Genomic DNA, 19,831 nt, shown 5'->3' with positions numbered 1-19,831 from the left:
CCCTCATGCCCACACCGATGAAACTCTCCCTCTCCCTGAGCGTATTGGCCCTCAGCGTATCGCTGGCCCTGGCCGGCTGCGCCAGCATCCCGCCCGACACGCAACAGCTGCCGCAACAAGACCTGGCCAAAGTGCAATTGGCGGCCGACATCCACCTGGCCAGCGAAGGCTGGCCCGCCGCCCAGTGGTGGCGCCAGTTCCAGGACGAGCAGCTGAACCAGCTGATTGAAAACGCCCTGTCCGCCAGCCCCAGCCTGGAGGTGGCGAATGCCCGCATCGGCTCGGCCCTGTCCGCATTCGATGCGCAACATGCGCAGCGTGGCCCCAGCATAGATGCCAGCGCGAACGCCAACCGCCAGCGCTACTCGGGCAATGGCCTGATGCCCGCCCCCATCGGCGGCAATTACTACAATGAAATCACCGTGGGCGTGCAAGCCCATTACGACCTCGACTGGTGGGGCAAGCACAAGGCGCAGATCGCCGCCAGCCTGGGCGAAGTCAACGCGCGCCGCGCCGAATACGCGATGGCGGAACAGATGCTGGCGGCCGAGATCGCCCGCCACTATTTCAGCATGCAAAATGGCTGGGCGCGCATGGACAACCTGCATGCGCTGGTCCAACTGCAGCAGCAACTGGTCGTAGACAAGGAAAAGCGCATCGCCAACGGCCTGGGCGTCAGCGATGACCATTTGTCCGCGCAAACACGCTTGAGCTTGCTGCAACAGCAAATCGCCCTGCTGGAAACACAGATCGTCACGGAACGGGAAGCCTTGCGCGCCCTGCTCGGCGCCGACAGCACGGCGCTGACCAGCCTGCAGCCGAAGCAGGCACAGGCGCTGCCGCATGCCCTGCCCGGCAAGCTGGGCATGGAATTGCTGGCGCGCCGACCCGACCTGCAGGCGGCGCGCTGGAGAGTACAGGCGGCCATGAGCAAGATCGAAGCGGTACAGGCGTCGTTCTACCCCGATATCGACCTGGGTGCATCGTTCGGCCTGGATGCCATCAAGCTGGGCAAGCTGCTGCAGTCGGGCAGCCGCACCCTGTTCATCGGCCCGGCTTTGTCGCTGCCCCTGTTCGACAGTGGCCGCCTGCAGGCGCAGCTCGGTGGCGCGCGCAGTGAACGCAAGGAACTGATCGCCGATTACAACCAGAACGTCTTCAATGTAGTGCGCGACGTGGCGCAGGCCGGTGCCAAGGTACAGGGCGTGGAAAACCAGCTGCGCCTGCAGCAGGAAAACCTGCGCGCCAGCGTAGCGCAGTTGCGCAATGCCAATGCCCGGCTGAAACAGGGATTGGCCGATCGCGCCACGCAACTGAATGCGGAAATGACCGTGCGCGGCCAGGTGGACCTGGGCATGCAGCTGCAAAACCAGCGCCAGGATGCAGAAATCAGCCTGACCGTGGCGCTGGGCGGCGGCTACCGGGGCAGCAGCGACTTTGCCACCACGACGACTAAACAATAACAATCGACTACGGAACACATCATGAGCAGCGATACCACAGCAAGCACCACCCCCACCGAACAGCCGGGCAAGCGCAAGGCCGTCCTCATCGCCATCACGGCCGCCTTTGTCGTGGCTGGCGCAGCCTGGGCTGTCTACTATCAGCTGGTGCTGGCCAAGGAGGAAGTCACGGACAACGCCTACGTGGGCGGCAATATGGTCACCCTGTCCGCGCAAGTGACGGGCAATGTCGATGCCATCCGCGCCGACGAGACGCAGATGGTGACGGCGGGCGCGCCCCTGATCACCCTGAACGCCATCGATGCGAACCTGGCCCTGAGCCAGGCCGAGGCGCGATTGGCTAATGTCGTGCGCCAGGAGCGCGAGCGCTATGCGAACGTGGCGCAGTACGACGCCGTTATCGAGCAGCGCCGCCTGGCGCTAGCCACGGCCCGGGGCAACCTGGCGCGCCGCGCGCCGCTGGCGGCGGACAACACGATCTCGGGCGAAGACCTGGCCCATGCGAAGCAGGCCGTCGATGATGCAAAAGCCGCCTTGACGGTGGCACAGCGCCAGGCCGAGTCGGCCAAAGCGGGCGTGGCCGGCGTGCACCTGGCCAGCCATCCGGCCGTGCTGTCGGCCCGGGGCGACGTGCTGCAGGCGTGGCTGGCCGTGCGCCGCAACGCCGTGGTCGCGCCTGTCTCGGGCTATGTGGCCAAGCGCAGCGTGCAGCTGGGGTCGCACGTGACGCCGGGCACGCCGCTGATGTCCATCGTGCCGCTGGACCAGTTATGGGTCGATGCGAACTTCAAGGAATCCGAATTGCGCAATATCCGCGTGGGCCAGGCGGCGACCATCGAAACGGATTTGTATGGCAGCAAGGTGGTCTACCACGGCAAGGTGCTGGGCATGTCGGCCGGCACGGGCAGCGCTTTTTCGCTGTTGCCGGCGCAAAACGCCACGGGCAACTGGATCAAGGTAGTGCAGCGTGTGCCCGTGCGCATCACCCTGGACCCGAAGGAGCTGGCCGCCCACCCGCTGCGCATCGGCCTGTCGACCACGGTGACGGTCGATACCAGCCATGGCGAAGGGGCGACCCTGGACCAGCCGATGGTGGCGTCCACCGTCTACACGACCAGGGCGCTGAGCCAGCCCGTGGACGAGGCGGAGAAAATGGCCGATGCCATCATTGCGCAAAACTCGGCTAACTGACACCTATTTCGCCTTCCCCGCCGCAGCCACCTGGTCCAATACATGCTTGGGCACGGCGGCATAGTGCTTGAATTCCATGGTGTAGGTGGCGCGGCCCTGGGTCAGCGAACGCAGGGTGGTGGAATAGCCGAACATTTCCGCCAGCGGCACCAGGGCCTTGACAATACGCCCCGCGCCGCCGGGGATGTCGTCGACGCCCTGCACCATGCCGCGGCGGGCCGTCAGGTCGCCCATGACGTTGCCCATGAACTCTTCCGGCGTTTCCGCCTCCACCTGCATCATCGGTTCCAGCAGCACGGGCGACGCTTTGCGCATGCCGTCCTTGAAGGCGATGGAGCCGGCCATGCGGAAGGCATTCTCATTCGAATCGACGTCGTGGTAGGAGCCGAAGGTCAAGGTAGCCTTCACGTCGACGACCGGATAGCCGGCCAGCACGCCGGCCTTTAACGTTTCGGCGATGCCCTTGTCGACGGCGGGGATGAATTCGCGCGGCACCACACCGCCCTTGATGGCGTCGACGAACTGGTAGCCCGTGCCAGGCGGCAAAGGTTCAAGTTTCAGCACCACGTGGCCGTACTGGCCCCGTCCGCCTGACTGCTTGACGAACTTGCCCTCGATATCTTCCACCGTGCGCGTAATGGTTTCCCGGTATGCCACCTGCGGCTTGCCGACATTGGCTTCCACGCCGAATTCGCGCCGCATGCGGTCGACTAAAATTTCCAGGTGCAATTCGCCCATGCCCGACATGATGGTCTGGCCGGATTCCTCGTCCGTGTGCACCTTGAACGACGGATCTTCCTGCGCCAGGCGGTTCAGGGCGATGCCCATCTTTTCCTGGTCAGGCTTGGTCTTTGGTTCGACCGCCTGGGAAATCACGGGTTCCGGAAAAATCATCTTCTCCAGGACGATGATATGGTCGATGGCGCACAGGGTGTCGCCCGTAGTGACAGCTTTCAGCCCCACGGCGGCGGCGATGTCGCCCGCATACACTTCCTTGATTTCCTTGCGTTCGTTCGCATGCATCTGCAAGATGCGCCCCAGGCGCTCGCGCGCGCTCTTGGTGGGGTTGTAGACCATATCGCCGGAGTTCACCACGCCCGAATACACGCGGAAGAACGTCAACTGCCCCACGAAGGGGTCTGTCATGATTTTAAAGGCGAGCGCGGCAAAGTGCTCCTCATCCGTCGGGTGGCGCTCCACTTCGTTGTCGTGCTCGTCGTGGCCCATGATGGGCGGCACTTCCATGGGCGACGGCAGGTATTCGATGACGGCATCGAGCATCGCCTGCACGCCCTTGTTCTTGAAGGCGCTGCCGCACAGCATGGGCACGATTTCGTTGCGGATGGTGCGCGCGCGCAAGGCTTGCTTGAGTTCGGCTTCCGTAAACGTGTCGCCATTCAGATAGCGTTCCGTCATGTCGAGGCTGGCCTCGGCCGCGTGTTCGACCATGTGCTCGTGCCACTCCTGCGCCTGCGCCAGCAGCTCGGCGGGAATCTCGCCATAGCTGAACTGCACGCCCTGGCTGGCCTCGTCCCAGGTGATGGCGCGCATTTTCAGCAGGTCGATCACGCCCGTGAAATGGTCTTCGGCGCCGATGGGCAGCTGGATGGGCACGGCCACGCCTTTCAGGCGCTCGGCGATCTGCTTGCGCACGCGCAAGAAATCCGCGCCCACCCTGTCCATCTTGTTGATGAAGGCGATGCGCGGCACATGGTATTTATTGGCTTGCCGCCACACGGTCTCGGACTGGGGCTGGACGCCGCCGACGGCGTCGTAGACCATCACGGCGCCGTCGAGCACGCGCATCGAGCGTTCCACTTCAATCGTGAAATCCACGTGGCCCGGTGTGTCGATGATGTTGATGCGGTGTTCGGGGAAGTTGCCGGCCATGCCTTTCCAGAAGGCCGTGGTAGCGGCCGAGGTAATGGTGATGCCCCGTTCCTGCTCCTGCTCCATCCAGTCCATGGTGGCGGCGCCATTGTGCACTTCGCCGATCTTGTGGTTGACCCCCGTATAAAACAGGATGCGCTCGGTGGTGGTGGTCTTGCCGGCGTCGATATGGGCGCTGATGCCGATGTTGCGGTAGCGCTCGATAGGTGTCTTGCGGGTCATCACAATCTCCATGGCTAGCCCCGGCACGACTGTGTTTGCGCCGGTTTTCCAGTGTAGCAGACATCGATTTGCAGGGCGGCCCGCAACCATTTTTTGGCGTGCGTACAACACTAACACACACGCGCACGCGCGTTGTACAGGACAAACAGGAGATTCCGCTATACTTTCAACTTTATTAATCCAACAAAGATTAATCAAAATCAAGACGCACGGTGATACATCGTGCAAGGCGACGCCGCTGGCATGCCAGCTCAGGTGCGCACCGAATGACATGCCCTACTCAGCCTATGACTATCCGACTAAGAAAAATAATCCTCTCCTCCCTGCTGGCGTCGCCAGCGCTGGCCATGGCCGGCGAACTGGAACAGCAAATGCAGCGTTGCGCCGTGCTTGGTGACGCCAGCGCCCGCCTGGGCTGCTTCGACACCCTGGCCAAGGCGGCGGAAAAGGCCACCATTGCCGCCGGCGGTGATCCCGCCATCGCGGCCGTCACCCTGGCTGCCGCTGCCGAGGTCGCTCCGTTCACGCCCGTCAGCCCGCCTGGCGTAGCCACGCCGGACGCCGTCAACGCCGCCATTCCCGCCATCGCGCAAGCTGGCGCGGCGCCGCCGGAAGCGCCGATTTCGCGCACGCAGCAATCCTGGGAGCTCAATGACGCTTCGAAACGCGGCCTGTTCAACTTCCGCCCGCACCGCGACACCTATCTGCTGCTGGCCAATTACAGCGATGCATCCAACGACGAACCGTTCCAGGATTTCACGCCAGGCGGCGTCAAGAGCCAGCACGTGGAATTGACATTCCAGCTGAGTTTCAAGATGAAGCTGCTGGAAGACATAGCTGGCACGCCCATCGACATGTGGTTCGGCTACACGCAGCAAAGTTTCTGGCAAGCGTATAACCGCAAGGCATCAAGCCCCTTCCGCGAGACCAATTACCAGCCGGAACTGATGCTGATCTTGCCGATCAACAAGCATTTCGCGGGACTGGAATTCAATTACCTGAACTTCGGCCTGGTGCACCAGTCGAATGGCCAGACCTCGACCCTGTCGCGCAGCTGGAACCGCGTGTATGCCGAGCTGGGCGTGGAAAAAGACAACCTGGCCGTCACGACGCGCGTCTGGCACCGCCTCGACAATGGCAAGACCGACAATGACAATATCGACATTACCGATTACATGGGGCATGGCGACTTGCGCGTGAGCTACCGCAACAAGGGCCATGAGTATGCCGTGACGGCCCGCCGCAATTTCAGCAAGAAGCATGGCTCCATGCAGGCCAGCTGGGCTTTCCCATTGAAAGCCAACCTGAAAGGCTATCTGCAACTGTTCTCCGGCTATGGCCAGAGCTTGATCGACTACAACTATTCGCAGAAATCGATCGGCGCCGGTTTCATGGTCGACCTGTAAGCAAGACAGTGATACAAACAAAAATGGCGCCGAGGGCGCCATTTTTTATGGGAAATTCAGTTTAGTGCCGCCCGCCGCCCAGCACGCGGGCCGGCAGCATGACGATGGCGCGCAGCAATTCGAACACGCCTTCCACGCCGATGCCGATCAGGCGCAATGGCAGCAACAGCAGCCATGCCAGCGGGTACAGCACGAGTGCCAGCAAGGCCAAGGGCCAGCACACCAGCAAGAGCAGCAGCCACAGCACAAATCCCAGCATCGCGTTCCCCTCGAATGAAATGTGCGGAGCAAGCCGTGCTTGCCCCGCTACCGTGACAGCACTATAGTAAAGCTCCGCCGGGACGGCAACGGCCATGCGATGAACTGCAGGATGCGGGGATGGACTGAGTAAAAACAGGAATGAACGGTAGCTGGCGATGATCTTATTGGCCGACGCAAATCACTTTCGTGATGTACTCATGCGCGTTCGGCTTCTTGCTGGTGGCCCATTTGATGGCCTGCTTGGCCTCGTCGATGGTCATGACGGTGGCCTTTTCCTTCGACTTGATGAAGGACACGCCTTCAAACACGCCTTCCTTGCTGCGCATTACCTTGGCAAACACGGGTGGCTTGGTCTCGCCATCGCTGATTTTGTTCTGTTGCACGAGGTAACGCTGATCGATCTGTTCCATGATAATAAAGCTGTCCAGTGGTAAAGGACGAAATATACCCTGAATGGACAAACGCCGCAGGACGAAATGCCTGCGGCCTTGCCTTTAAATTAATGCAAATCAGGCATAGACAGCGTTCTGTGTCACTGGCTGCAGGTTCACATCATAGATTACCTGCGCGCGCATCGACGCTTCCAGCGAGGGTATCGAGCCGCCGGCGCGGTACTGGAAGCTCACTTGCAGCACGTCGCCCGCCTTCACGGCCAGCGGCGTGGCCAGCGGCAAGCACATGTAGTGGTTCAGCCAGTCGATGGTGGTCGAGCGCTCGGGCACCACGGCCAGGATGTTCTTGGTGACGAAACGCAAGGCGTTCAGTGTGCCGCTGCGTTCGACGACGAACTTGCCATCAAAGCCGAACACGCTGTCCGTCGGCTGGCTGAAGTCGATGATGCTGTACACGGACGGCGGCGCCAGTTCCTGCACACCCGGATGGATGGCCGTGGTTTCCTGGAATTGCACGATGGGCGCATAAAAACCCTCGAAATCGTATTCCTGCTGCATGGGCTGCACGGCCATGATGACGGCTTCGGGCAGGAAGATGGGCAGCGGGCCGCCAAAACGGGCCAGGTAGCGGCGCTTGAATGATTCGATCACTTCCACTTGCTTTTCGCGCAGCATGCCCACGTGTATCATTTCGCAGATGACAATGTCGACGGGTTCGGGCGGCAGATATTCGAAGGCGTCCGCGTGGACAACTTCCACTTTTTCACCGTTGGGATTGAGCGCCAGCATCTTGCGCGCTTCCTTGACCATGTCCGGATTGAACTCCACGCACCACACCTTGTCAGCGCGCGCAGCCGCAAACCACGACAGCACGCCCGTGCCGCCACCCAGTTCCAGCACCTTCATGCCGGGCTTCACCGCGTAATCGATCGCCGACTTGAACCCGTGCATGCGGTTCTGGTCCATCAACATATTGTGGTGGTAATGGACGGGGATAAATTGCCCCAGGTAACAACTCTCGATTTCTCGTTCATTCAGCATGTCTGTCCTCTTGGAGTCTGGCTCCGATGGCCGATCGGTTTTGTCATTCCAGAAAGCAGTGATATCGCACGGGCTGCGCGAGGGGCGGCGACAATACAGCCGGCGCCTGACGGTGATGTGATGGCCCATGCGACGATCTCCTGATTAATGCGACAGGATCATTATCGTTAATTGGCCGGGGGAACAAAGCGCTGAGGTGAGAGGCATTTCCATGCCAGTTTCAGCGCTGGCATGGAAAATATGACTAGAAAGATCACTTACGGGAGGCGCGCGCCTTCTGTGCCGCTTCGATGATAGCCACCACGCCGGGCTTGTCGCCCGCCTGGGCGAACTGCGCGGCCGTCCAGCCATGGTCGCTTTTCAGGCTGGCGTCCGCGCCCCAGGACAGCAGCAGCTTGACGGCACCTTCCTGCCCTTCGCGGGCGGCGAACATCAGCGGCGTGACGTTGGCAGGGGCGCGCGCATCGACCACGGCATCACGGTCCAGAAAAATCTTCATGATGGGCAAGTCGCCCGCCGAGGCCGCATAGTGGAGCGCCGTCCAGCCGCTCTGGTTGACCTTGGCGCCCTTGGCCAGCAATGCTTGCACGGCGTCCAGCTTGTGCTTGTAGGCGGCAATCATCAGCGCCGTGTTGCCATTGGCCGAGCGCGCTTCGATGTCGATGCCCGGCGTGTCGAGCAGCAGCTTGAATACCTTGTCCGCATCGTCGCGCAAGGCCAGCACGAGGGGAATGTCACCCCGCTGCGTATCAGGCTGGTTCGGATTCATGCCTTCGTCCAGCATGCTGCGCACGCCGCTGGCGTTGTTGACGGACACGGCACGGAAGAAAGTGTCCGGTTCCGGCGCCGCCTGGCTGGCGGTGGCGCAGCACAGCAGCATCGCCAGGGCGAGTTTTTTCATCATGTCTAACCTTAAGAAGTTATGGCAACTGATTGAATAACTTGAAGAAATTATCCGTCGTCTGGCGCGCCACCTGCTCCAGGGGGATGCCTTTCAGGGTCGACAGATATTCGGCCACGTGGGCCACATAGCCGGGCTCATTCATGCGGCCGCGGAACGGTACGGGCGCCAGATACGGCGAATCCGTCTCGATCAGTATGCGTTCGAGCGGCACGTCCAAAGCCACGGCTTGCAAATCCTTCGCGCTCTTGAACGTGACGATGCCGGAAAACGAAATATAGAAACCCATGTCTATGGCGGCGCGAGCCACTTCCAGCGACTCCGTAAAGCAATGCATGACGCCGGCCACGCCGCCATCGGATACGCCCGCGCCCTCTTCGCGCATGATGCGTATCGTGTCTGCACTGGCCGCCCGTGTGTGAATAATCAAGGGCTTACGGGTGATTCTTGAAGCTTTGATGTGCGTGCGAAAACGCTCGCGCTGCCATTCCAGGTCGCCCGTCAGGCGGAAATAGTCGAGACCCGTCTCGCCGATGGCGATGATCTTCGGGTGGTCGGCCAGGCGCACCAGGTCTTCCACGGACGGTTCAGGCGTGTCCTCGTAGTCGGGATGCACGCCGACGGATGCGAAAATATGCGGATACTGCTCGGCCAGGGCCAGCACCTGTGGGAAGCCCGGCAAGTCGACGGACACGCACAGGGCGTGCGTCACCTTGTTCTCGGCCATCTTGGCGAGGATCTCGGGCATGCGAGCAGCCAGCTCGGGGAAATTGATATGGCAATGGGAATCGATATACATAAGGCGGGATTGTACCGGAGGGAGCAAAAAATGGCAGGGGAACAGCGCCGTCGTCCCCTGCCATGGTGGTGCGGATGCTTACAGCTTCGAGGCAGGATGTTCCGCCAGCGGAACGAAGTGGCCGGTCGACTCGTCGAGCGCGTCAAGGGAACCGTTCTCGATGTCGTACACCCAGCCGTGCAGGGTCAGTCTGTTTTGCGCCATGGCCAGCGCCACCGAGGGATGGGTGCGCAGGTTATTGAGCTGCGCGACCACATTGGCGCGCACCATGCCGTCGATGCGCGACTGTTCCGTCGGATGCTCGACCGACTCGTTGATCATGCGCGCCGCATCGGCATGGTGCAGCCAGCTGCGCACGGCCGGCATATGGTCCAGGCAGGCACAGGTGGCAATCGCCTTCATCGCACCGCAATCGGAATGGCCGCAAATAACGATGTCGCTCACGTTCAAGGCGGACACGGCAAATTCCACCGTGGCGCTCACGCCACCCGGTTCGGGGCCGTACGAGGGCACGATGTTGCCCGCGTTGCGAATCACGAAGAGCTCGCCTGGTTCGCGCTGCGTTACCAGTTCCGGCACCATGCGGCTGTCTGAGCAGGAAATGAACAGGGCCTTGGGGGTTTGTCCCGTGGCCAGCGTCTTGAACAACTCGCGGCGCTCGGGAAAAACCTCTTTTTGAAAGCGTAGAAATCCAGCAATAATGTCGCGCATAAATAAATAAAATGGTTGGCTGAGACGATATTATCGCTGATCTGGCGCCTGAGTTCCCTATTGCCCCTCGGGTGGCTGCCACAGCTCCACCTTGTTACCCTCGGGATCAATGACCCAGCCGAACTGGCCGTATTGCGAGTCGGGCGCCTTGTCCAGCACCGTACAGCCCTCGTCGCGCAGCACTTGCAGCAGCGCATCGAGGTCATCGACCCGGTAATTGATCATGAAGGCAGCCTTGCCCGGCGCGAATTGCTCGCTGTCCTGTGCCGCCACGGACCAGATGGTGGTGCCACCCGTGGGCTGGCCATTAGCATCCGTCCAGGTGAAGGCGGCCCCGCCCCAGGGCTGCACATCCAGGCCCAGGTGGCGCTGGTACCAGGCGCGCAGCGCGGCCGGGTCTTGCGCGAGGAAGAAGATGCCGCCGATGCCAGTGACGCGTTTCATGCACGCCTCCATTGCTGTCCAGTGCCTTGACTGTATCACCGCGGGGCTAGCGTGGCAAACGGCCATGGCGCGCCAGGCAAAAATATTATCAAGATATATAGTAGACTGCCGCTGCGCAGCCATGGGGGTTGCGCGCGGAAACGTGGAGAGTGTTCATGCTGAAACCTGCGGCCAAATCATTCGCATCGAGCCAATAATTAAATAATCTGCATTAACTTGGTGACGCAAGCGCTTGATTTCATTGGCAACTTGAGGAGTAATCGAGCAGCATGTCTTCCAGGAACAGCTTGGGCGACAAGGGGTGCTCGGCGATCGCCCTGCGCTCATTGGCTGCCTTGATGGCGGCCATCAAACGGCTGACGTTGATGCGTGCGGCCAGCGCTTCCAGCTCCCGCCTGTGGCGCGGATAGTAGCGGATGGTGCCGGACAATTTCACGGAAAACACATCGTACAGCCAGCGCTGCAAGGACGCCACCAGTGGCGCCAAAGGCGCCTTCTGCAGCTTGTCGGCCGCCTTCAGGGCAGCTTCCACGCCCGGATGGGCCAACACTTGCAGCAACTGTTCCGTTTCTTCGCGGCCACCCGACTCGGATTGGGCCAGCGCGGCCAGCGGCGCGCCGCCCTGCTCGCGCAGCCAGCTGTCCGCGTCATTCAAGCCTTGGGCCTTGAGCCAGGTCAAGGCCTGCTCGTGGCTGGGCATGGGCAAGGCGAACTTGCGGCAGCGTGACAAGATCGTCGGCAGCAAACGGTCCAGGCTGTTCGATGCCAGCAGGAACAAGGTACCCGGCGGAGGCTCCTCCAGCGTCTTCAGCAAGGCATTCGAGGCGGGCGTATTGAGCGCCTCGGCCGGGTACAGCACCACCACGCGCAAGCCTTGGCGGTGCGTGGAAATGTTCATGAAGTCGGCCAGGTTGCGGATCTGCTCGATCTTGATGTCTTTCGACGGCGTCTTGGTCTTGGCGCTCTTCTTCGCGCCTTCGCCCTCTTCGCCGTCGTCGGCCACCTCGTCTTCCAGCGCTTCCGGACGGACCCTGCGGTAATCCGGATGGTTGCCCTGGCTAAACCAGCCGCACGAAGCGCACGCGCCGCAGGCATGACCGTCTGCGCGTACGTCTTCGCACAGCAAGGCCTGCGCGAAATGCTCGATGAAATCTGCCTTGCCGATGCCTTGCGCGCCATGGAACAAAATGGCGTGCGGCATGCGCGGGCGCAGCGCTTGCAATTGCTGCCAGGCGTCCTGCTGCCAGGGATAGAGAGAACTTGTCATATCATCTTCTTTTAAATCAGCGTGTTACAGCACTTTGCTCAAGCAGAACATCAAGCAGCTGTGCGAGCTGTACTTGAATGTCAGCGATGCTTTGCGTGGAATCGATGATGCGGAAGCGTTCAGGGAACTGGGCGGCGCGGCGCAGATACTCGTTGCGCGTGGCGGCGAAGAAATCCGATCGCTCCTGTTCGAACTTGTCGAGCGAGCGCGTGGCGTCCAGGCGGGCACGGGCCACGGCCAGCGGCACGTCGAACAAAAACGTCAGGTCCGGCTGCAGGTGGGGATGCACCCACGCTTCCAGCGCTTCCATCTTGCGCAAGTCCATGCCCCGGCCGCCACCCTGGTAGGCAAAGCTGGCATCGGTAAAACGGTCGGAAATGACCCACTCGCCCCGCTCCAGGGCAGGCGCGATGACTTGCGCGATGTGTTCGCGGCGGCTGGCGAACATCAGCAAGGCTTCCGTTTCCAAATGCATTTTTTCATGCAACAGCAGTTCGCGCAGCTTTTCGCCCAGGCCGGTGCCGCCCGGTTCGCGCGACGACACGAGGCTTACGCCCCGCTGCTGCAAATAGTCGGTAACAAAGCCGATATGCGTCGACTTGCCCGCGCCATCGATGCCTTCGAAGGTGATGAAGCGGGGTTGATGGTGTTGTGTCATGAAACTTCTTACTTAATCAGGTGAAATTACCGCTGGTACTGGTTCACGGCGCGGTTATGGTCGGGCAAGTTGGCCGAGAACTGACTGGTGCCGTCGCCGCGCGCCACGAAATACAGCGCCTGCGTGCGGGCCGGCGCCAGCGCCGCCGTCAGCGATTGCGCGCCAGCCAGCGCGATCGGCGTGGGCGGCAAGCCGCCGCGCGTGTAGGTATTGTACGGGGTGTCCGCTTCCAGGTCGCGTTTGCGGATCTTGCCCTGGTAGTTGTCGCCCATGCCATAGATTACGGTCGGGTCCGTCTGAAGCAGCATGCCGGTCTTCAGGCGGTTGACGAAGACGCCGGCGATCATGGCACGTTCGGACTTTTGTCCCGTTTCCTTTTCCACGATGGAAGCCATGATCAGCGCCTCGTACGGGTTTTTATAGGGCAAGGCGGGATCGCGCTTGAACCACGCCTCGGACAAACGACCTATCATGGCCGTGTGCGCCTGCTTGAAAATCTGCATTTCGCTGGCGCCCTTGGCAAACAGATAGGTATCCGGGAAGAACAGGCCTTCCGGCAGCACAAATTCGGGACTGATTTTCGCCATCAACTCCTTGTCGGACAGGCCCACGGTATCGTGCTTGAGCCCGGGATGACTGGCCATCGCCTGGCGCATCTGCTTGAAAGTCCAGCCTTCGATGATGGTCAGCGATTCTTGCGCGAATTCACCGCGCGCCAGCTGCGTGATCAGACGCTGCGGTGTCGTGCCAGGCTTCAGTTCGTAGGAACCGGCCTTGATCTTCGAGGTCTTGCCTTCGATACGCGCCAGCAAGTTGAACAGGATGGGCACGATGGGCACGCCCGCGTCCGCAATCTGCTGGCCGGCCGCATGCGCGCCACTGCCCGGCATGATCGTAAACGGGATCGCTTCGCCTTCCGTGGTGATGGGTTGCTGCGCCCAGTACACAAAAGTACCCCCGGCGCCGATGGCGGCGATGAGCGAACTGACTACAAGTTTTTTAAAGAAAGCCATTGTTCCGATTCTTGTGATGCGGGCGCTACCGGGCAGCGCGCGCTTGTTATGATCGTTCATTTGTGAAGCAAGTACGCGCAAAGCGGCGCCAACACTGGCATTCTTGCCGCTGCCGACGCAATCTGCGCGACATCACTATAATGAACCCGTAATGATAATGCTTAATCGCTGATCTAATGGAAATTATGAATAACTGGAATCAATTTTTAACTGCACAAGGCGCCCGCCCCGTTGTCATCGATGGCGCGCCTGACAGCACCGCTCTTGTCACCAGCGTCGCCACCAACGTCTACCCCATCGCCGATTTTGGCCAGTCCCTGACAGTGTCCCAGCTGCAAGAAGGTTTTGTCGCGGCCATCACGGACCAGGGCTTGATCGGCTTGACCGGCGACGAGGCAGCCAGTTTCCTGCACGGCCAGCTGACCAACGATGTGGAACACCTGGACCGGGAGCAAGTGCGCCTGGCCGGCTATTGCACGCCCAAGGGCAGGATGCTTGCCAGTTTCCTGATGTGGCGCAATGCCACCACCATTTATCTGCAATTGCCGCGCGCCATACAGCCAGCCATCCAGAAGCGCTTGCAAATGTTCGTGCTGCGCGCCAAGGCCAAGCTGCACGATGCGTCCTTTGATGAAGCGAACCAGGTCATCCTGGGCTTCGGTGGACTAAAGGCCAGCGCCGCCCTGTCCGCCTGCTTCCCCGTACTGCCCGCCACGCCGTTCAGCAAAGTGGACCACACTCTGGGCACCCTGCTGCGCGTGGCCGATGCCTTTGGCAGCGCCCGCTATGAATGGCTGACGTCCGCCGCCACGGCGCGCGAGCTGTGGCCACAGTTGACCGAACAACTGGCCAAGGGCGGTAATGACGCCTGGCAATTGTCGGAAATCCATGCGGGCATCCCGCAGATCACGGCCTCCACGCAAGAGCAATTCGTGCCGCAAATGGTCAATTTCGAGCTGCTGGGCGGCGTCAATTTCAAGAAAGGCTGCTACCCGGGCCAGGAAATCGTCGCGCGCAGCCAGTATCTGGGCAAGCTCAAGCGCCGTACCACCCTCGTCAGCATCGCTGACGCAGCGGCAGTGGCCGGTGGCGAACTGTTCGCCACCAGCGACCCGGACCAGCCTTGCGGCATGCTCGTCAACGCCGCGCCCAACGGTGCCGGCGGCATCGACGCCCTCGTTGAAATGAAGTTGGGGGCGATAGCGGAAGGTTCAAGCGCAGCCGGCGCCGTGCGCTACGGTTCGGCCCTGGGCGCTCACGTGCAGTTCCTGCCCATGCCTTACGTGCTCGACGCACTCGACTTGTGAGAATGCCATGAAAGATTTGTACATTTATTATCAGGTCAAGGAAGAGCACGCCCAGGCGCTGGAAGCGCGGGTCCGCTCCTTGCAGGCAAAGCTGGCGGCCGCCTCCGGCGTGTCACCGCAACTCAAGCGCCGTCCGGAAGTGAAGGACGGCTTGCAGACGTGGATGGAAATCTATCCCGTCGTCGGCGAAGGTTTCGCCGAACTGCTGGCCGCAGCCGCCGACGAGGCGGGCTTGCTGGCCCTGACGGCAGGCGCGCGCCATACGGAAGTGTTCATGGATTTGCCTCCATGTGCCTGATCGTTTTTGCCTGGAAAGTCAATCCGCACATCCCGCTGATTGCCGCCGCCAACCGCGACGAATTCTATGAACGCGCCAGCGCCCCCGCCGGCGCCTGGCCCGAGCACCCGCAAGTGTATGCGGGCCGCGATCTGCAGGCGGGCGGCAGCTGGATGGGCATCACGCAGGCCGGCAGCGGCAGTTCGCGCTTTGCCGCCATCACCAATATCCGCAGTCCGCAAGACCGCAACCCGGACGCCCCCTCGCGCGGCGCCCTGGTGGCCGACTATCTGGCCGGAAATATGTCACCGCAAGACTACATCGCGCAAATCCGCCCCGGATGCAAAGCCTACAACGGTTTCAATCTGGTACTGGGCGACGCGCATACGCTGATCTGGTTTTCCAACCGGGGCGATGGCGATGCACGCAATGGCCAACCGTTGGAACCGGGCATCTACGGCTTGTCGAACGCCCTGCTGGACGCGCCGTGGCCGAAAGTCTTGAAGACCAAAGCCCAGTTTGCCAGCCTGTTGTGCCAGGGCGCGCCCGACGACGCGTATTTCGACATGCTGGCCGATACCACGCGCGCGCCCGACTTCCGCTTGCCGGACACGGGCGTGCCGCTCGACCTTGAGCGCGTGCTGTCCGCCGTCTGCATCGAAACGCCGGGCTATGGCACGCGCACTTCCACCGTCGTGAAACTGTTCCCGGACTCCCCCGGCGAATTGCATGAGCTGGTGATTCAATAACGCAACCTTGCCATCTTGATGAGGCGCAGGTCGGGGTAGGTCGGGTTAGCGCGCAAGCGCGTAAGCCGACAACACCACCACACTCAGCCAACATCACCGCCGTCCCAGGCGTCGGATTACGCGCGCCTGCGGCGCGCTAATCCGACCTACGCACGCTTCTCCTTGTCTTCATCGAAAAGCCACTCGGCATGCGTCCGCACAAAAAAGAAAGCGCTTGCGCAAGCGCTTTCTTTTGTTTACGATAGATTCAAACGCGGCGACACAGCCGCACCCAATCGCAGTACACAATAATAAAAAAACCATCAGGAGACACCATGGCCACCATGGAAGATGTAGCGCGGGCGGCGGACGTATCGTTGTCGACCGTCTCTCACGTAGTCAACGGCACCCGCAAGGTCAGCCCGAAAACCGTCGCCGCCGTCAACGCGGCCATGCAGCAGATCGGCTATGTGCCGAACATGCTGGCGCGCGCCCTGGCCGGCTCCTCGTCGGGCACCATCGGCGTGGCCATTTCCGCCTTCACCAATCATTACTTCAGCGAAACCGTGCGCGCCATCGAGGCGGCCTGCACGCGCCACGGCTTGATGATGCTGTTTTCCGACACGCATGACGATCCCGAACAGGAACTCAAAGTGGTGCAGAACTTGCACCAGCGCCGGGTCGACGGCATCGTACTGGCGCCCTCGGGCGATCCGCACAACCGCGCACTCGACTATTTGACCAGCAACAAGATCGCTTCCGTGCTGGTCGACCGCATGTCGCCACAACCGTTCGACCAGGTGGGCGTGGAAAACACCGAGGCGACGGCCCAGCTGGTCAGCCACCTGATCCTGGCCCACGGCCACCGCCGCATCGGTTTCATTGCCGGCGCGCCCGGCCTGTCCACGACGGACGAGCGTATCGCAGGCTACCGCCTGGCCTTGCAGCGCGCCAATATCGACTTTGACGCGGAGCTGCTGCGTTCGGGCGACTCGAACCTGGAACGCAGCGGCGCGGCCACTCTGGAACTGCTGGCACTGTCACAGCGGCCCACGGCCATCGTGGCCGGCAATAACCTGATGACCATCGGCACCATGCACGCCTTGCGTGACGCCCACATTGCGGTACCGCAAGACGTCGCGCTGGCCGGCTTCGATGATTTCGACTGGGCCGATTATTTCAGCCCCCGCCTGACCGTGATGGCGCAGCCGCTCGAAGAGCTGGGCGCCATGGCCGTCGACCTGTTGATCGACCGTATCGCCAACCCGGGCCGCGCCCAGCACGTGCAGCGCTTGTCGCCGGCCCTGCGCGTGCGCAATTCCTGCGGCTGCCCCTGACCTTTTACAGTAATCCAATATGCATCCAGCGATTTCCCTCGGTATCGACCTCGGTACCTCCGAACTGAAAACCGTGCTGATGGACAGCACAGGCAGCGTGCGCGGCCAGGCTTCCGTGCGCCTGGACGTGAGCCGCCCGCAGCCGGGCTGGTCCGAACAAGCGCCGCAGGATTGGTGGGCCGCCTGTGTCAACGCGCTGGGCCAGCTGCGCGCCGGCTGGCCGCAGGAATACGCGCGCATCGTTTGCATCGGCCTGTCCGGCCAGATGCATGGCGCCGTGCTGCTCGACCATGACGATGCCGTGATCCGTCCCGCCATCCTGTGGAACGATGCGCGCGCCGAGGCCGAAGCGGCCGCCCTGGCGCGCGACTTTCCCGCCTACGCGGACGTGACGGGCAGCCTGCCCATGGCGGGCCTGACGGCGCCAAAACTGCTGTGGCTGCAAACGCACGAGCCTGACGCTTTCGCCGCCATCGCCTGCCTGCTGTCGCCAAAAGACTATTTGCGCCTGCGCTTGACGGGGATCAAACTGACGGACATGTCCGACGCGGCCGGCACCCTGTGGCTGGATGAGGCCAAACGCGCCTGGTACGCGCCCATGCTGGCCGCCTGCGGCCTGGCGCCGGAACAGATGCCGGCCCTGGCTGAAGGCGATGCCGCGACCGGCACCGTGCTGGCCGCCATCGCCGACCAGCTGGGCTTGCCCATGGACGTGGTGGTGGCGGGTGGCGGCGGCGACAACCCTATCTCGGCCGTCGGCATCGGCGCCGTCAACGGCGGCGACAGTTTTATCTCGCTGGGCACCAGCGCCGCCATCGTCTCCGTCACCGAAGCGCCTTTGGGCAATCCGGCCGGCGGCGTGCACAGCTTTTGCCACGCCCTGCCCGGCCGCTGGTACGCCATGGGGGCGATTTTGTCCGGCGCCAGCTGCTTGCGCTGGGCGACTGGCGTGCTGGGCCAGCCCGACGAGGCAGCCCTGCTGGCGCTGGTGGAAGCGGGCTTGCCGCTCGACACAGCTGTCGCGCCATCCGCACCGCTGTTCCTGCCCTACCTGTCAGGCGAGCGCACGCCGCATAATGACCCGCAAGTGCGCGGCGCCTTTTTGCAGCTGGGCCACGACAGCACGCCGGCCCAGCTCGGTTATGCCGTGCTCGAAGGCGTGGCCTTTGCCTTGCGCGACGCCATGGCGGCAGTGACATCGACAGGTGCCGTCGTTCCCCACTGCATGCTGGTGGGCGGCGGTGCGCGCAGCCAGTACTGGGCGCAATTGCTGGCCAATGTGCTGGGACGCGAAATGCGCACCCTGCACAACAGCGAACTGTCGGCCAGCCTGGGCGCGGCCAAGCTGGGCTTTGCCGCCATCGGCGACACCAGCCTGCTGGCGCAGGGCTTGCCCATCAAAAACACTTTCCTGCCCGATGCCGCGCACAGCGCAGCCTTGAGCATCCGCTACGGTCGCTACCGTAGCCTGTTTCCCGCCGTGCAAGCCTTGCACCAACTCAGTGATAAGGAATAGTAATGAATCAGCTGCAACAATTGAAGCAAACCAGCACCGTCGTCGCCGACACGGGTGACTTTTTGCAATTGGCCCGTTTCGCACCACAAGACGCCACCACCAACCCGTCGCTGATCCTGAAAGCTGTGCTGCAGCCCGATTACGCGCCCTTGCTGGAAAGCACGGTTGCCGCGCATAAATCCGCCTCGCTGGACGATATCGTCGACCAGGTGCTGGTGCGCTTCGGCCTGGAAATTTTGAAAGTCGTGCCGGGACGCGTGTCGACGGAAGTCGATGCCCGCTTGAGCTTTGACCGCGCCGCCACCGTGGCCCGGGCGCGCCGCCTGATCGCCCTGTACGAACAAGCGGGCGTCCAGCGCGAGCGCGTGCTGATCAAGATCGCCGCCACCTGGGAAGGCATCCAGGCGGCCCGTGAACTGGAAAAAGATGGCATCTTTTGCAACCTGACCCTGCTGTTCGCATTTTGCCAGGCCGTCGCCTGCGCCGACGCGAAAGTGCGCCTGATTTCGCCGTTCGTGGGCCGCATCTACGACTGGCACAAGAAATCCCTGGGCGCGGCATGGGACGAAGCGGCGCGCAGCCTGTCCAACGATCCAGGTGTACAGTCGGTCACGCGCATCTTCAATTACTACAAACAACATGGCATCGCCACGCAAGTGATGGGCGCCAGCTTCCGCAACGTGGGACAGATCACGGCCCTGTCCGGCTGCGACTTGCTGACCATCAGCCCAGACCTGCTGGCCAAGCTGGAAGCGTCCAACGCACCATTCGAGCGCGCGCTGGGCGGCGACCTGGGCGCGGCGCAGCCGGCCATCACGTATGACGAAGCGGCTTTCCGCTACGCCTTGAACGACGATGCGATGGCGACCGAAAAGCTGGCCGAAGGCATCCGCGGCTTTGCCGTCGATGCGGGCAAGCTGGACGCCATGATCGAAAAGTTACGCAATCAATAATGCAAGCAATCAGTTTTCACCCGTAGCACCAGTCGCTTTTCACAATAAAAACTC

At 62.0% G+C, this 19,831-nt stretch carries 20 protein-coding genes; 9 read left to right on the top strand and 11 right to left on the bottom strand.

The window, feature by feature from the left end; translation table 11 throughout:
* Positions 1-5 precede the first annotated feature (5 nt).
* Both ACQ4WZ_RS08585 and ACQ4WZ_RS08580 read left to right on the top strand, forming a co-directional pair.
* A complete protein-coding gene (locus tag ACQ4WZ_RS08585; protein WP_436573109.1) occupies positions 6-1,463 on the top strand; it encodes an efflux transporter outer membrane subunit in 1,458 nt (485 codons plus the stop codon).
* 21 nt (positions 1,464-1,484) lie between these two features.
* Entirely contained in the window at positions 1,485-2,654 is a 1,170-nt protein-coding gene (locus ACQ4WZ_RS08580) for an HlyD family secretion protein (protein ID WP_101481366.1), read from the top strand.
* Between the two features lie 3 nt (positions 2,655-2,657).
* Here ACQ4WZ_RS08580 and fusA read toward each other — a convergent pair whose 3' ends face one another.
* Entirely contained in the window at positions 2,658-4,766 is a 2,109-nt protein-coding gene (gene fusA, locus ACQ4WZ_RS08575; protein WP_101484551.1) for an elongation factor G, read from the bottom strand.
* 287 nt (positions 4,767-5,053) lie between these two features.
* Here fusA and ACQ4WZ_RS08570 point away from each other — a divergent pair, with 287 nt between their 5' ends.
* Entirely contained in the window at positions 5,054-6,172 is a 1,119-nt protein-coding gene (locus ACQ4WZ_RS08570; protein WP_436573108.1) for a phospholipase A, read from the top strand.
* Between the two features lie 61 nt (positions 6,173-6,233).
* Here ACQ4WZ_RS08570 and ACQ4WZ_RS08565 read toward each other — a convergent pair whose 3' ends face one another.
* The 10 genes from ACQ4WZ_RS08565 to mltG form a co-directional block, all read right to left on the bottom strand.
* A complete protein-coding gene (locus ACQ4WZ_RS08565; protein WP_101481368.1) occupies positions 6,234-6,431 on the bottom strand; it encodes a hypothetical protein in 198 nt (65 codons plus the stop codon).
* 163 nt (positions 6,432-6,594) lie between these two features.
* Positions 6,595-6,843 (bottom strand): hypothetical protein, encoded by a 249-nt coding sequence (locus ACQ4WZ_RS08560; protein ID WP_101481369.1) that lies wholly within the window; start codon positions 6,841-6,843, stop codon positions 6,595-6,597.
* Between the two features lie 99 nt (positions 6,844-6,942).
* On the bottom strand, positions 6,943-7,866 hold the full coding sequence (locus ACQ4WZ_RS08555; RefSeq protein WP_133991348.1) for a class I SAM-dependent methyltransferase: 924 nt from the start codon (positions 7,864-7,866) through the stop codon (positions 6,943-6,945).
* A gap of 253 nt (positions 7,867-8,119) precedes the next feature.
* The gene (locus ACQ4WZ_RS08550; RefSeq protein WP_436573107.1) at positions 8,120-8,770 is read right to left on the bottom strand and encodes an ankyrin repeat domain-containing protein; all 651 of its coding nucleotides are present in this window, start codon (positions 8,768-8,770) and stop codon (positions 8,120-8,122) included.
* 16 nt (positions 8,771-8,786) lie between these two features.
* Positions 8,787-9,566: a TatD family hydrolase gene (locus ACQ4WZ_RS08545; protein WP_436573106.1), complete on the bottom strand. Its 780-nt coding sequence runs from the start codon at positions 9,564-9,566 to the stop codon at positions 8,787-8,789.
* Positions 9,567-9,644: 78 nt separating this feature from the next.
* On the bottom strand, positions 9,645-10,277 hold the full coding sequence (locus ACQ4WZ_RS08540) for a carbonic anhydrase (protein ID WP_101481372.1): 633 nt from the start codon (positions 10,275-10,277) through the stop codon (positions 9,645-9,647).
* 57 nt (positions 10,278-10,334) lie between these two features.
* Positions 10,335-10,721 (bottom strand): VOC family protein, encoded by a 387-nt coding sequence (locus ACQ4WZ_RS08535; protein WP_436573105.1) that lies wholly within the window; start codon positions 10,719-10,721, stop codon positions 10,335-10,337.
* Between the two features lie 238 nt (positions 10,722-10,959).
* On the bottom strand, positions 10,960-11,988 hold the full coding sequence (locus ACQ4WZ_RS08530) for a DNA polymerase III subunit delta' (protein WP_133991340.1): 1,029 nt from the start codon (positions 11,986-11,988) through the stop codon (positions 10,960-10,962).
* A gap of 16 nt (positions 11,989-12,004) precedes the next feature.
* Complete coding sequence (gene tmk / locus ACQ4WZ_RS08525; protein ID WP_101481375.1) at positions 12,005-12,646, bottom strand: dTMP kinase; 642 nt, start codon at positions 12,644-12,646, stop codon at positions 12,005-12,007.
* Between the two features lie 26 nt (positions 12,647-12,672).
* On the bottom strand, positions 12,673-13,659 hold the full coding sequence (gene mltG / locus ACQ4WZ_RS08520; RefSeq protein WP_101481376.1) for an endolytic transglycosylase MltG: 987 nt from the start codon (positions 13,657-13,659) through the stop codon (positions 12,673-12,675).
* A gap of 176 nt (positions 13,660-13,835) precedes the next feature.
* Between mltG and ygfZ the strand changes: the two genes are divergently transcribed.
* The 6 genes from ygfZ (at position 13,836) to tal (ending at position 19,777) form a co-directional block, all read left to right on the top strand.
* The gene (ygfZ, locus tag ACQ4WZ_RS08515) at positions 13,836-14,966 is read left to right on the top strand and encodes a CAF17-like 4Fe-4S cluster assembly/insertion protein YgfZ (protein WP_436573104.1); all 1,131 of its coding nucleotides are present in this window, start codon (positions 13,836-13,838) and stop codon (positions 14,964-14,966) included.
* Positions 14,967-14,973: 7 nt separating this feature from the next.
* On the top strand, positions 14,974-15,264 hold the full coding sequence (locus tag ACQ4WZ_RS08510; RefSeq protein ID WP_101481378.1) for a DUF4936 family protein: 291 nt from the start codon (positions 14,974-14,976) through the stop codon (positions 15,262-15,264).
* On the top strand, positions 15,255-15,992 hold the full coding sequence (locus ACQ4WZ_RS08505; protein WP_101481379.1) for an NRDE family protein: 738 nt from the start codon (positions 15,255-15,257) through the stop codon (positions 15,990-15,992). The genes ACQ4WZ_RS08510 and ACQ4WZ_RS08505 overlap by 10 nt, the downstream gene beginning before the upstream one ends.
* 314 nt (positions 15,993-16,306) lie before the next feature.
* Complete coding sequence (locus ACQ4WZ_RS08500; RefSeq protein ID WP_436573103.1) at positions 16,307-17,308, top strand: LacI family DNA-binding transcriptional regulator; 1,002 nt, start codon at positions 16,307-16,309, stop codon at positions 17,306-17,308.
* 31 nt (positions 17,309-17,339) lie between these two features.
* Positions 17,340-18,824: a xylulokinase gene (xylB, locus tag ACQ4WZ_RS08495; protein ID WP_436573870.1), complete on the top strand. Its 1,485-nt coding sequence runs from the start codon at positions 17,340-17,342 to the stop codon at positions 18,822-18,824.
* Positions 18,825-18,826: 2 nt separating this feature from the next.
* Positions 18,827-19,777 carry a transaldolase gene (tal, locus tag ACQ4WZ_RS08490; protein ID WP_101481382.1) on the top strand — a complete coding sequence of 317 codons (951 nt, stop codon included), beginning with the start codon at positions 18,827-18,829 and terminating at the stop codon, positions 19,775-19,777.
* Positions 19,778-19,831 lie beyond the last annotated feature (54 nt).

The sequence above is a fragment of the Janthinobacterium darwini genome (assembly GCF_051380905.1).
Lineage (GTDB): Bacteria > Pseudomonadota > Gammaproteobacteria > Burkholderiales > Burkholderiaceae_D > Janthinobacterium.
This window is presented reverse-complemented; position numbering and strand designations above follow the sequence as displayed.

Coding starts and splice junctions, on each gene's coding strand:
- ACQ4WZ_RS08565 (WP_101481368.1), bottom strand. CDS start 6,431: ATGCTGGGATTTGTGCTGTGGCTGCTGCTCTTGCTGGTGTGCTGGCCC.
- ACQ4WZ_RS08545 (WP_436573106.1), bottom strand. CDS start 9,566: ATGTATATCGATTCCCATTGCCATATCAATTTCCCCGAGCTGGCTGCT.
- ACQ4WZ_RS08570 (WP_436573108.1), top strand. CDS start 5,054: ATGACTATCCGACTAAGAAAAATAATCCTCTCCTCCCTGCTGGCGTCG.
- ACQ4WZ_RS08505 (WP_101481379.1), top strand. CDS start 15,255: ATGTGCCTGATCGTTTTTGCCTGGAAAGTCAATCCGCACATCCCGCTG.
- ACQ4WZ_RS08540 (WP_101481372.1), bottom strand. CDS start 10,277: ATGCGCGACATTATTGCTGGATTTCTACGCTTTCAAAAAGAGGTTTTT.
- ACQ4WZ_RS08500 (WP_436573103.1), top strand. CDS start 16,307: ATGGCCACCATGGAAGATGTAGCGCGGGCGGCGGACGTATCGTTGTCG.
- ACQ4WZ_RS08550 (WP_436573107.1), bottom strand. CDS start 8,770: ATGATGAAAAAACTCGCCCTGGCGATGCTGCTGTGCTGCGCCACCGCC.
- mltG (WP_101481376.1), bottom strand. CDS start 13,659: ATGGCTTTCTTTAAAAAACTTGTAGTCAGTTCGCTCATCGCCGCCATC.
- ACQ4WZ_RS08510 (WP_101481378.1), top strand. CDS start 14,974: ATGAAAGATTTGTACATTTATTATCAGGTCAAGGAAGAGCACGCCCAG.
- ACQ4WZ_RS08580 (WP_101481366.1), top strand. CDS start 1,485: ATGAGCAGCGATACCACAGCAAGCACCACCCCCACCGAACAGCCGGGC.
- ACQ4WZ_RS08585 (WP_436573109.1), top strand. CDS start 6: ATGCCCACACCGATGAAACTCTCCCTCTCCCTGAGCGTATTGGCCCTC.
- ACQ4WZ_RS08560 (WP_101481369.1), bottom strand. CDS start 6,843: ATGGAACAGATCGATCAGCGTTACCTCGTGCAACAGAACAAAATCAGC.
- ACQ4WZ_RS08535 (WP_436573105.1), bottom strand. CDS start 10,721: ATGAAACGCGTCACTGGCATCGGCGGCATCTTCTTCCTCGCGCAAGAC.
- tmk (WP_101481375.1), bottom strand. CDS start 12,646: ATGACACAACACCATCAACCCCGCTTCATCACCTTCGAAGGCATCGAT.
- ygfZ (WP_436573104.1), top strand. CDS start 13,836: ATGGAAATTATGAATAACTGGAATCAATTTTTAACTGCACAAGGCGCC.
- tal (WP_101481382.1), top strand. CDS start 18,827: ATGAATCAGCTGCAACAATTGAAGCAAACCAGCACCGTCGTCGCCGAC.
- ACQ4WZ_RS08555 (WP_133991348.1), bottom strand. CDS start 7,866: ATGCTGAATGAACGAGAAATCGAGAGTTGTTACCTGGGGCAATTTATC.
- ACQ4WZ_RS08530 (WP_133991340.1), bottom strand. CDS start 11,988: ATGACAAGTTCTCTCTATCCCTGGCAGCAGGACGCCTGGCAGCAATTG.
- fusA (WP_101484551.1), bottom strand. CDS start 4,766: ATGACCCGCAAGACACCTATCGAGCGCTACCGCAACATCGGCATCAGC.